Origin of the sequence: Halobacteroides halobius DSM 5150 (assembly GCF_000328625.1) — a bacterium.
Taxonomy (GTDB): Bacteria; Bacillota; Halanaerobiia; order Halobacteroidales; family Halobacteroidaceae; genus Halobacteroides; species Halobacteroides halobius.
Genome location: NC_019978.1, coordinates 793,151 through 805,423, shown reverse-complemented (window position 1 = coordinate 805,423; position 12,273 = coordinate 793,151). Strand labels below are relative to the sequence as shown.

Annotated in this window: 13 protein-coding genes; 1 reads left to right on the top strand and 12 read right to left on the bottom strand. The window is 31.3% G+C overall.

The genetic code is table 11. The annotated features are described in order from the left end of the window. Positions 1-41: 41 nt before the first annotated feature. The 9 genes from HALHA_RS04040 to HALHA_RS04000 form a co-directional block, all read right to left on the bottom strand. Positions 42-1,817 (bottom strand): ABC transporter ATP-binding protein, encoded by a 1,776-nt coding sequence (locus HALHA_RS04040; protein ID WP_015326519.1) that lies wholly within the window; start codon positions 1,815-1,817, stop codon positions 42-44. Next, positions 1,817-3,580: an ABC transporter ATP-binding protein gene (locus HALHA_RS04035; RefSeq protein ID WP_015326518.1), complete on the bottom strand. Its 1,764-nt coding sequence runs from the start codon at positions 3,578-3,580 to the stop codon at positions 1,817-1,819. The genes HALHA_RS04040 and HALHA_RS04035 overlap by 1 nt, the downstream gene beginning before the upstream one ends. 215 nt (positions 3,581-3,795) lie before the next feature. After that, the gene (gene pnpS / locus HALHA_RS04030; protein WP_015326517.1) at positions 3,796-5,556 is read right to left on the bottom strand and encodes a two-component system histidine kinase PnpS; all 1,761 of its coding nucleotides are present in this window, start codon (positions 5,554-5,556) and stop codon (positions 3,796-3,798) included. A gap of 10 nt (positions 5,557-5,566) precedes the next feature. Continuing rightward, a complete protein-coding gene (locus HALHA_RS04025; protein WP_015326516.1) occupies positions 5,567-6,265 on the bottom strand; it encodes a response regulator in 699 nt (232 codons plus the stop codon). 13 nt (positions 6,266-6,278) lie between these two features. Then, on the bottom strand, positions 6,279-7,100 hold the full coding sequence (gene pgeF / locus HALHA_RS04020; RefSeq protein ID WP_015326515.1) for a peptidoglycan editing factor PgeF: 822 nt from the start codon (positions 7,098-7,100) through the stop codon (positions 6,279-6,281). A gap of 11 nt (positions 7,101-7,111) precedes the next feature. Further along, positions 7,112-7,399 carry a GerW family sporulation protein gene (locus HALHA_RS04015; RefSeq protein WP_015326514.1) on the bottom strand — a complete coding sequence of 96 codons (288 nt, stop codon included), beginning with the start codon at positions 7,397-7,399 and terminating at the stop codon, positions 7,112-7,114. A 142-nt stretch (positions 7,400-7,541) separates the two neighbouring features. Beyond that, entirely contained in the window at positions 7,542-7,814 is a 273-nt protein-coding gene (locus HALHA_RS04010; protein WP_015326513.1) for an SHOCT domain-containing protein, read from the bottom strand. Between the two features lie 135 nt (positions 7,815-7,949). Continuing rightward, complete coding sequence (gene argF / locus HALHA_RS04005) at positions 7,950-8,858, bottom strand: ornithine carbamoyltransferase (protein WP_015326512.1); 909 nt, start codon at positions 8,856-8,858, stop codon at positions 7,950-7,952. A gap of 60 nt (positions 8,859-8,918) precedes the next feature. Further along, positions 8,919-9,704 (bottom strand): hypothetical protein, encoded by a 786-nt coding sequence (locus HALHA_RS04000; protein ID WP_015326511.1) that lies wholly within the window; start codon positions 9,702-9,704, stop codon positions 8,919-8,921. A gap of 128 nt (positions 9,705-9,832) precedes the next feature. On the opposite strand from HALHA_RS04000, the gene HALHA_RS03995 reads away from it, so the two are divergent. After that, positions 9,833-10,186 carry a hypothetical protein gene (locus HALHA_RS03995; protein WP_015326510.1) on the top strand — a complete coding sequence of 118 codons (354 nt, stop codon included), beginning with the start codon at positions 9,833-9,835 and terminating at the stop codon, positions 10,184-10,186. A 34-nt stretch (positions 10,187-10,220) separates the two neighbouring features. Here HALHA_RS03995 and HALHA_RS03990 read toward each other — a convergent pair whose 3' ends face one another. Genes HALHA_RS03990 through HALHA_RS03980 form a run of 3 tightly spaced genes read right to left on the bottom strand, consistent with a single transcriptional unit; the run spans position 10,221 to position 12,147 of the window. Continuing rightward, the gene (locus HALHA_RS03990; protein ID WP_015326509.1) at positions 10,221-10,559 is read right to left on the bottom strand and encodes a P-II family nitrogen regulator; all 339 of its coding nucleotides are present in this window, start codon (positions 10,557-10,559) and stop codon (positions 10,221-10,223) included. A 32-nt stretch (positions 10,560-10,591) separates the two neighbouring features. After that, on the bottom strand, positions 10,592-11,929 hold the full coding sequence (locus HALHA_RS03985; RefSeq protein WP_015326508.1) for an ammonium transporter: 1,338 nt from the start codon (positions 11,927-11,929) through the stop codon (positions 10,592-10,594). Between the two features lie 35 nt (positions 11,930-11,964). After that, positions 11,965-12,147 (bottom strand): hypothetical protein, encoded by a 183-nt coding sequence (locus tag HALHA_RS03980; RefSeq protein ID WP_015326507.1) that lies wholly within the window; start codon positions 12,145-12,147, stop codon positions 11,965-11,967. Positions 12,148-12,273: the final 126 nt, after the last annotated feature.

Genomic DNA, 12,273 nt, shown 5'->3' with positions numbered 1-12,273 from the left:
ACTTATTCTTCTGTTTTAACTGATTTAATGTTAATTTTTTATTAAATGACCCGACTATACTGGGCCTTATATAATTCATAATAGGCCCCTTTACTCTCCATTAACTGCTCATGATTGCCAGTTTCAATAATCTCACCATCCTCAATAACCATAATTCGGTCTGCATTTCTAATTGTTGATAACCTATGAGCAATTACAAAAGAGGTTCTACCTTCCAAAACAGCTTCAGTAGCCTTTTGAATAAGAATCTCTGTTTGAGTATCAATGCTTGAGGTTGCTTCATCTAGAATTAAAATACTAGGGTTTGACAAGATAGTTCGTGCAAAAGAAATTAGCTGTCGTTGGCCTACTGACAACCTTGAACCTCGTTCATTAACTTCAGTTTGATAAGCATCTTCTAGCTCAGTTATAAAATCATGAGCATAAACTGTCTTTGCTGCCTCTATCACTTCTTCTTTAGAAGCATCAAGGTTACCATATTTTATATTCTCCATAATTGAACCAGAAAAAATAAAAGTGTCTTGCATCATTATACCAATCTGTTCTCTAAGAGACTTAAGGGTTACACCCTGAATATCAATGCCATCTATTAAAATACTACCGTTATCTATCTCATAAAACCTAGTTAATAGATTAATGATAGTACTTTTCCCAGCACCTGTCTCACCAACAAAAGCTATTGTCTCTCCTGGATCAACCTTAAAGCTCATATCCTTTAGTATCTTTATATCTTCTTCATAACTAAAGGTAACATCTTTAAACTCTATTTTCCCATCAATCTTAGGAAACGGAACAGCCTGTGGTGCATCTACAATATCTACTTCTGTATCAAGTACATCAAATATCCTTTCCGCTGCAGAACCTGCAATTAAAAGTTGATTATAGAAGTTGCTTAAGTTAATAATTGGTTGCCATAATCTCCAAACATACTGGAGTAATGCAATTAAAGTACCAATTGTAATTATACCTTGCGTTAAATAGTTCATACCTACTACATACATCAAAATTATACTAATTGCATTAATAATCAGCACAATTGGAAATACACTATGAGATAACATAACTGCATGCATCCAAGATTTACGACTATCATCAAGTAAATCTGTCATTATATTACTATTTCTATCTTCTCTAATGAAAGCTTGAGTAAGTTCCATGCCAGTAATACTTTCGTGAATATAGGCATTTAAATTGGAATTCTTTTTCTGAACCTTCCGCCAACCAAGTCTAATCTTTTTCTTCATTAAAAAAACAGTTAATATTAATAAAGGCATTACCCCTAACGCCATCATTGTTAACTTAAAATGAAGATTAAACATTATAATAAGTATAGCTACAAATCTAAAAAGATCTGTTATAACGTTAATCAATCCATTCTCTAATACATTCTTTAGTGAGTTTACATTATTCATAACCCGAACAATAATCTTACCTGCTGGCTTGGAATCAAAATAACTAAAAGATAACTTTTGAATATGTTCAAAAACTTCTTTTCTAATATTCTTAATAACTTTATGCCCGGTTTTACTCATTAGCAATACTCTATACCTTACACAAATAGCACTTATCATTAACAAAGCAATATAACCTAAACTAATCCATAGTAACCCCTCTAAATCACCACTGCCTATATATCTATCAATTGCTACTTTAGTTAAATAAGGACCCGTTAAATTAGCAAATGCTGCTATTGCCATAAGTATAATTGCCATTAAAACTTTAAATTTATAGGGCTTTAAATATTTTAGAAGTCGCCTAATATGATGTGGATTAAATGATTCTAATTTCTCATCTTCAAAATATCTATTTTTAGCCATTATGAAACCTCCAATTCTCCTTTAAAATATCCATCATCATCAATTAATTCTTTATATTGTTCCTTGAAGATCTTATAATACTCACCCTTTAATTTCAGAAGCTCTTTATGGCTTCCTCTTTCTGCTATTTCACCATTTTTTAGGATGATAATCTCATCGGCATTTCTAACTGATGAAATTCTATGAGCAATAATAAACAATGTAGTCTTATCTTCCATTTCTTCTAGTGCTTTTTGAATCTTATATTCTGTCTCCATATCTACTGCTGAAGTAGCATCATCTAGTATTAAGATTGGAGCCGCTTCCAATATAGCTCGTGCTAAAGATATACGCTGTTTTTGTCCACCTGATAGCCCCATACCTCTCTCTCCTACAACAGTTTTATATCCCTCATCCATTTCTTTAATAAAACCTTTGGCCCCTGCAATCTCTACTGCTTCTTCTATTTCATCTAATGAAGCTTCCGGACTACCATAAGCAATATTCTTTCTTAATGTTTCAGAAAATAAAAAGACATCCTGCATTACTATACTGACCTGTTTTCTTAAACTTTTTAGATCAAAGTCTTTAACATCTATACCATCAATATAAATTTCACCTTCAGTAGCATCATAATAACGAGCAATCAAGTTAATTAAAGATGTTTTACCACTGCCCGTTGCTCCCATTATTGCTACTGTATTACCTGGTTTAGCATGAAGGTTTATATCCTTTAGTATATATTGATCATCATATTTTAAAGAGACATTTTTAAACTCTACTTCTCCTTTAGCTCTATTAGCATAAACTGGATTTTCTTTATTTTTTATTTCCGTCTCTGTTTCTAAGATCTTAAATATCCTTTCCCCAGAAGCAATAGCTCTACTTATCATATTTACTATATGACCTAACATTCTCATAGGCATAATCAACATCCACAGATAACTATTAAACTGCATCCAAACTCCTATTGTTATCTCTCCTTGAATTACTAATCTACCACCAAAATATAATAAAAATACTGTGCTAACTCCACCTAAGAATTCAATTATTGGGAAATATTTGGCCCAAACTTTAGCTGCCTTATAATTTTTTATAAAGTACTCATTATTTTCTTCATCAAACTTTTCCATCTCATAGCCTTGCTGGTGAAAAGCCTTAACTATTCTAATTCCTGATATATTCTCTTGTACAGTAGAATTCAAATCAGAAAATTGCTCTCTAATCTTACTAAAAACAGGTTTGATTCTTTCAGAAAGCCTATAAGCGAAAAAAGCAATAAAAGGGCTTACTGCTAAAGAGATTAAAGTCAACTGAATATTCTCTCTTATTAAAACAAAGCCTACAAATAAAATATAGAAAATACATCTAACTAATTGAATTATACCTTCAGCAATAACAACTCTAATTGCCTCCATATCACCTGTCATCCTAGACATTAATTCCCCAGTCTTATTTTTATTAAAAAAATCAAAAGACATCTTCTGTAAATGATCATAAACCGACTGTTTTAAATCCCTTAGGGTCTTTTGCGAAAGACCTTCAATACAATATCTTTGGATCGCAATAAATAAAGAACGTAAAATAGTAACTCCCATATAAGCTATTAATAACCTTGTTAATAACTCAACCTGACCATTAGTGATCACATCATCAATAATTTTCCTATTAATATAGCCTGGCACCATTGATACTCCAACATTTAAAATAACAAATAGTATGCCACCATAAAACAAATAATGGTACCGACTGATATATGGCCATAATTTTTTAAATACTTTCACCAGCTTCTTCTCCTCCTTATAAATACCCTAATCTTTCATATTATTATCAGTTCTCTAGATAAAATTATTATTATTTACTCTAAAATATAACCTATACTACTGATTTATTTCTTAATAATTATTTAAAACTCCTTTAAATTAATAACTATTAATGATTAAATTTAGAACCATATTATTATATTTGCAAAAATAGATAAATCATTTCCAATATTTATCTATAATCTAACGATAAATTTAGTACCTTTCTCTAGTTCGCTCTCTACTTCAATTATACCTTGATGTTGTTCTACAATATGTTTTACAATTGATAATCCTAGTCCAGTACCTCCCAACTTACGACTTCTAGCCTTATTAACTCGATAAAAACGTTCAAAAATACGAGAAATATCTTCTTGAGGAATTCCTATCCCATTATCCTCAACTTCTATTACTATATTATTATCTTCAGAATAGCTTCTAACCTCTACTTTTCCTCCAGAAGGAGTATATTTAATGGCATTATCAACTAAATTGATCATTAATCTAGAGAGCTGATCTTTATTTCCTTTTATTATCGGCAATTTAGCTGGGACATCCAAGTTTAAAATAATATTTTTTCTTTGTGCCTTAGGTTCTACCACAGGGATAATACCATTGACCACTTCTACCATATCTACATTTTCTTTTAATAAACTATCGCTTGATTCTATCTTAGATAAGTCTAGTATGTCATTAATTAAGTGTTCAAGACGTTCAGCTTCATCATTAATTACCTTTAAAAAAGAATTATAGGTTCCACTTTCTAATTCACTTTCCATTAAAGTCTCTACATAACCTTTAATCGAAGTAAGAGGTGTTTTTAGTTCATGAGAAACATTACTAACAAAATCTTTTCTCATTTGTTCTAATTGTTTTATATCAGTTATGTCTCTTAAGCTCACTACTACTCCTGCTGCTTGTTCTTCTCTTTCAATAAGGGCCAAGCGCACCCTGAAAATTCTTTCTTCTGGTAATAAAAGTTCTATTTCTTCAGTTAAAGATTCTCCCTTTATTAACGCTTTATTTATTAACTCATCTAACTTATAACTTCTAGTCATCTGAATTACTGATTTACCTAACATTTCTTCTTCTTTAACTGCAAATAATTCTTCTATGGTTAAATTAATTAAAATAATTTCTCCGTGCTCATTAGTAGCAATAATCCCATCTCCAATACTAGTCACAATTGCTTCTACTTTACTCTTTTCACTAGAAATTTGTTGCATTTTATTCTTTAATTTCTTGACCATATGATTAAACATTTGGGCCAATCTCCCAATCTCATCTTCAGTTCTAATCACTAACTTTTGATCTAAAAAGCCGTTAGCTATTCTTTGCACCGCAGAAGTCATTTCACCAATCGGATTAGTAATTTGGCTAGAAAACTTAAAAGAAAGAATAATAGAAATTATAAAAGCAATTACTCCTGTTTGCAATAATACTTTCCAAATTCCATAATAAAACCGGTTTAATTTATCTAAACTGATAGCAAATCTAATAATCCCTAGCACTTGTTTGTTACTTTCAATAGGTAAAGCAACATACCTCATATCAATATCTAAAGTTGCACTATGTCTTATCTCTTTCCCAATCCCCCTACGACGCAAAGCTTCCTGAATCTCAGGACGATATAAATGATTATCCATTTCAGTTGGATCTTCTCTAGAGTCTGCTAAGACTTTACCACTATCATCAACTATTGTTATTCTGGTTTCTAACTGTTTACCATATTTATTAATCATTTTATCTAAAACTGGTCTATTTTCTGCTTTGACTAATGGTTTAATAATTCCAACTAGTAACTTCATTTCTCCAACTAACTGTCTATCTAACCAATGAGAAAAATAATTTTTTAAAGAATCCTGCAATAAATACCCTGAAAAAACTAAAGTTATAATTAATAACATCAAGTACAAGGATATAATCTTCCATCTAATACTCTTTAATTTATGTAACATAATTCTCTCCCTACTTAAAATCTTTAAATTTATAACCTACTCCTCTAACAGTTATAATATAATCTAGTTCACTATATTCCTCTATCTTTTTACGCAATCTTCTAATATGAACATCTACAGTTCTAGTATCTCCTTGATAATCATAACCCCATATTTTCTTTAATAAATATGCCCTAGAAAAAACTTGATCAAGATTACTCATTAAAATACTTAATAATTTAAACTCCTTAGGGGTTAAATTGATTTCATTTTCAGCTACCTCAACCCGATATTTATTTAAATTTATTTTAACATCCTTAATCTCAATTACATCTTTTTCTTTTTTATCTATATTCGAATCTACTCGCCGCAAAACAGCTTTTACTCTAGCAATTAGTTCTCTGGGGCTAAAAGGTTTAGTTACATAATCATCTGCTCCTAACTCTAATCCCAATATTTTATCTACTTCTTCTTCCTTAGCAGATAAAATAATAATTGGCAAATTTTTAATGTCCTTATCTTCTCTAACTTGACGGCAAATATCAAAACCATCTACTTTAGGTAACATTAAATCCAAGACCATTAAATCTGGATTCTTTTTCTTTATCTTCTCTAAAGCTTGCTGGCCATCATAAGCAGGAATTACCTCATAACCTTCCTGCTTAAGATTAAAGTTAATTAATTGGACTATATTTTCTTCATCATCCACTACCAAAATTTTTTCAGCCATCACTAATCCCCCATTACTTTAATTTTATTAAACTAGCCATTCTACCAGTCTCTCCATTATCTCTACGATAAGAATAAAACAAATCCGAATTACAAGCAGTACATAAATCACTATCTATAATATTCTTGGGGTTAACTCCTAACTCCTCTAATTGAACTCGATTAGCTAAACTTAAGTCTAGCCACCATTCTTTAGCATTTATTTGTTTAACTAAAACTTTCCAGTCATCAAATTGCTCTTGTAAATGATTAAGCACATGCTCATCAACTTTATAACAGCACTTACCAATACTAGGGCCAATCGCTACTAATAGATTATTCACTTTGCTTCCATAAACTTCCTTCATCTTTAAAACTGTCTGTTGAGTAATCTTTTTAACTGTTCCTTTCCAACCAGCATGCACTAGACCAACAATCTCTAAAACTGGATCTAATAAAAAGATAGGTGTACAATCAGCATAGTATGAAGTTAATAAAACCCCTTTCTGATTAGTTAACAACGCATCAGTATTATCTAAAGCAGAGTCATAATTTAGTGCCCCTTTTCCTTGGTCTTCCTTACTAATAATTTCAATTCGATCATTATGTAATTGCTTTCCTGCCACTAACTGTTGATGATCACTATTTAATAAATTACAAATTTGCTTTCTATTTTCAATTACAGCTTCCTTATCATCAGCCACATGTAAACCCAAATTCAAACTAGTATACTCATCTTGACTTACCCCACCTACTCTAGTACTAAAAGCATGTTCTACTAAACCTGTTTTAGCAAACTCTTCAATAATATAATATTTGATACCGTTTGTTTCCTTTAACTTAAAAATTTTAATCACCTCGCTAGATATTAATTATTTTTAACCTTCTCTAATACTTCTGGAAACTTCTCTGTAATCTCCTCTTTGGGATAATCTTTCTCTAAAGGTAAGAAAGATACCTCCCCTTCAGGTCTAATAATAATAATTGCAACCGGAGTTAAAACTCCTCCCCCTCCACTAGCATCATTACTACCTCCTCCCCCCACTAAAATATCTAAAATAGGAACTAAAGTTACTCCTTCGATTTGATAAGGCTCACCTATCACTTGTTGGTAATCTATTCTATCTTTTAAATAATTAACTATTTCTTCTTGCATAATATTACCTCCAGATAATTAAGTAGTTTTACTATTATTTTATCCTCATTTTGCTAGAGTATATTCTTTAATAAGTCATATAATATTTTAAAGACCAAAAAAATAAAAGAAGAGGTAGATTGATCCACCTCTTCTTAATCTATTATTGTAACTCTTCCTTTATTTCTTCAAATTCTGCCTTACTTATCTCTCCTTTAGCATAACGTCGTCTAGCAATTTTTAAAGCATCATCTTCTGGTGTTGTACCTATTCTTGACCTATTATTAACAGGATTATTTGACTTATTAATTAAATAAAATGCTCCAACGATAATTACAATCCAGAAAATTCCCATCATAATCATCTCACCTCCTAAAAATCCACCACCAAAAGAACCCCGCATTGGAAAACCCCAACCTCTCATCATACCATGCATTCTAATCACTCCTCTTTAAACCACTCTCAATTGATTTATTTCTACTTTTACATTTATAGTATACACTTTAATTATTAAGAAATTATTAAGAAAATTATAAGATTCTATGAAATAAGGACATGAAAATTCATGTCCTTAGGCCATTAGCTTAACCATTACTCCTTTTTGCAAATGCAATCTATTTTCAGCCTGATCAAAAACAACTGATTGTCGACTATCAATTACATCTGCTGTTACTTCTTCACCACGATGAGCCGGAAGACAATGCATAAAAATAACTTCTTCATTAGCTAAGTCCATAATTTCTTGGTTAACCTGATAATCAGCAAATTTTAATTTTCTTTCTTCAGCTTCATCCTCATCTCCCATACTAGCCCATACATCTGTATAAATTACGTCCGCACTCTTGGCTGCCTCCTTAACATCTGTTAATAGTTCAACTTGACTACCATTTTGCTGAGCAAATCTTTTAGCAATTTTGACAACCTCGTTTTGAGGAGCATAGTCCTGAGGAGTAGCAACTGCAATATCCATTCCTACTTTAGTAGCTGCCAATAACAAAGAATGAGCCATATTATTACCATCACCAACATAAGCTAGTTTTAATTCATTTAGTTTCCCTTTTTTCTCTTTGATAGTAAATAAATCTGCTAAAGCTTGACACGGATGATATTTATCTGTTAAACCGTTAATTATAGGAATAGAACTAGCAGTAGCTAATTTTTCTACTTCATGTTGATCAAATGTACGAATCATGACTCCATCTATATAACGACTTAATACTTTAGCAGTATCTGCTATTGATTCCCCACGCCCTAATTGAATATCCTGAGAACTTAGAAAAATCCCTTGGCCCCCTAATTGATAGATCCCTGTTTCAAAAGATACTCTAGTTCGAGTTGATGACTTAGCAAAAATCATACCTAAACTCTTTCCTTTAAGATATAATTCTCTGTCTTTTTCTTGCTTTAACTTTTCTGTAATCATAAGTAATTCTTTTATATCAGCTAAACTTAAATCTTTAATTGTAAGTAAATTCTCCATTTTTATCCCCTCCTTTCTAATAATTATACAATACAAAGAATAATTATTCAATAATTTTATTTATTCAAATTCTACAGTTGCCTCAGGATTAAAAGGGTTAGTTCTAACAGCTAGTGAAAATAAGTATGGATAATCTTCTTGTAGATGTCGCATATAAAGTAGCCACTGTTTAACTAATTCAATATAAGCCCGCTCTATATCTTTTAATATATGATCCTTATCCTCATCAGAAAGATTTTGCAAATCACTTCTATACATCAATTCTTCTGTCAAATGAAAAACTGCCCATAATAAGTCAGTAAATGTATCATGTTCAATGAGATTTGGGTTATCTAATAAATGAAGTAAAAAAGTTTTTTCTTCTGATAGAAACTTCTTTAAATTTACAAGATCATGACAATCAGTTACATTTGTCTCCAAGATGAATTTTTTATCTACCAATTTATTAGTAGCTTTTAAAAATTTTTCTTTGGTCCACTCATCATCTACTTGAAGTATACTTTGTTTAGCTTTAAAGTTAGAATCAAAGAGCAAAAAATGTGAAATTAACTGATTCCCAACCTCACTGTAAAACGTTCCAATGATCATATTTAATTTCTTCATTTTAACTTCTTTTTCTCTTTCATCTAATAAACGATGAATAATTAATGTTACTAATAAAACCTCTATGGGTATAAAGGCAATATCTTCAACTAAGAATATTAAAATATGGTGTAGATCTTCAAATATTTGAAAATGAATAAAATACAAAACAGCTGAAATTATAATTAAAACTAGAGCAAATTCAACTTGCCAACTAAAAACATAGTTAAAAACTGATTTATCTTCATCTTTTATTTGCTTCATTATTTCAACTCCTTCTTTACTATAATTTCCTAATTACTTGTCTATTATTCTTATTTTAGTTAACAATTGCTATTGTATTTAAACTAATCATAGTATATGATTTTCTTAGAGAAAGGAGATAAAATTTAATGGTAGATATTAATTTTAGAAATGGCTACTTTTACGGTATCTGTTTAATTTGTATTATTATCTTTATCTTTTCTACTACTTCTTTAGTTAATGCAGTAATAGACTTTATTTATCCACCACAACATATAAAACCTCACCCTTTAATTGAAAAAAATTTACACTATCACAAAGAATACCCTAATCTATCAGATAAAGAAATAACTAAATTAGTAAAAAAAGAAAAACAAGAAGAGAAAAAAAGAGAAGATTACAGAAGAAGAAGAAGGTTTATTATAGAATTAACTGAATCTTTAACTTTTTTAGTATTAGTAATTCCAATTTACTTCTTTCATTGGAGTAAAGTTGAAGGGTAATTAAAATCGCCGGAGGATATCCCCCGGCGATGATTTAAATTGCTTTTTGACCACGCTCACCAGTTCTAATTCTAACTGTTTCCTCAATAGAATAAACGAAAATTTTACCATCACCGACTTCATCAGTTCGAGTCGTCTCAATAATAACATCTATTAAATCATCAACCTTATCTTTTGCAATTACCATCTCTACTTTTAATTTTTCTTTTAACTTAACCTCATATTCTACACCACGATAAACATCTTTTTTCCCTCTTTGCTTTCCGTAACCAGCAATTTGTGTAATATTCATACCATTAATTCCTAACTCTTCAACAGCGACTATTAACTCTTCTAATTTAGTAGGCCTAATAATACACTCTACCTTCTTCATGCTCATCTCCTCCCGCATAATTAGTTTATAATCTATTCACTCTTAGTTCCATTCTCCACTTTAACACTCTTCCAGTGTAATGGCACAAAATCTGGATAAGATACAGAACCGTGTTCAGTAATATCTAATCCTTCTAACTCTTCTTCTCGAGATACTCTTAAGCCTATAACTGCATCAATAGTTCTAAACAAGATATATGCCGTTACAAAAGTCCAAATTGCTACTACAACTACACCTTTAATCTGAGTCATTAATAAAGCTGCTCCACCACCATATAATAAACCACCTTCAGTAGCAAAGAAACCAACTAACATAGTACCAAATGATCCACAAACACCGTGTACTGCTACCGCCCCAACTGGGTCATCAATATGCAAGTGATCAATAAATTCAACAGCAAAAACAATTAATACTCCTGATAATGCTCCAATAGCTACTGCTCCATAATTATTTACTGCAGCACATCCAGCAGTAATACCAACTAATCCTGCTAAAGCACCATTTAATGTCATACTTACATCAGCTTTACCATACTTAAACCAACTTGTAATCATTGCCAAAGTAGCACCTGCTGCTGCAGATAAATTAGTAGTTACTGCAATCGAAGCAATACTTAGATCTGTTCCTGCTACTGTACTACCTGGGTTAAATCCAAACCAGCCAAACCATAAAATAAAGACACCTAAAGCAGCCATTAATAAGTTATGACCTGGCATAGCATTAATAGAACCATCCTCATTATACTTCCCAATTCTTGGCCCTAAAACAAGAGCCCCTGCTAGAGCTGCCCAACCACCTACAGAGTGAACAACTGTTGAACCAGCAAAATCAACCATACCTGATAACCAGCCACCACCCCAAATCCAGTGACCTACTACAGGATAAATAATTCCAGTAATTACAGCACTATAAATTAAATATCCACTATACTTAGTTCTTTCAGCCATTGCTCCTGATACAATTGTTGCTGCTGTAGCTGCAAATACAGCTTGGAAAATCCAATAAGCCGATAAGGGAATACTCAATCCTAAGTGCTCAAAACTGCCACTTAAAAAAAATCCATTAGTCCCTATAAATGTATTACCTGCTCCAAACATAAAGGCAAAACCACAAATCCAATAAATCAAAGATCCTAAAGAAAAGTCCATTAAGTTCTTCATAATAATATTTCCTGCGTTCTTAGCTCGAGTGAAACCAGACTCTACCATAGCAAAACCAGCCTGCATAAAAAATACTAAAAATGCTGCTAATAAAGTCCACATTGTATCAATTGCTACTGCATTGCTCTTTGCTGTCGGTTCAGCTGCCCACCCTACTGTTGATAAAGATAAGACTATGATCATTGTCAATAATACTACTCTACTTCTCATTTTAAATCCCCTTCCTTATAATGAAATTATATTAATTATAAACTAGTAAACCAATTTACAATGCTACCTGAAACCATCTTAGAGGCATCAATTACTCTTACTTTTGGAGCCTCAATATAATCACAGCTTTTAATAATCTGTCCATCTTTAACAGCTACACTACCTTTATGACTTCCATTACTAGTAGTGACATTTCCATTTTTAATAATGTAACACATTATTATCACCTCTAAAGTCAGATTTTGTGTTATCCATATGTTAACTATGTGTTAAGTATATGTTACTTATTACGAAATGTCAACCTTTTTCAATTTATATTTATTTATCTTTCATAAAGTTAACAC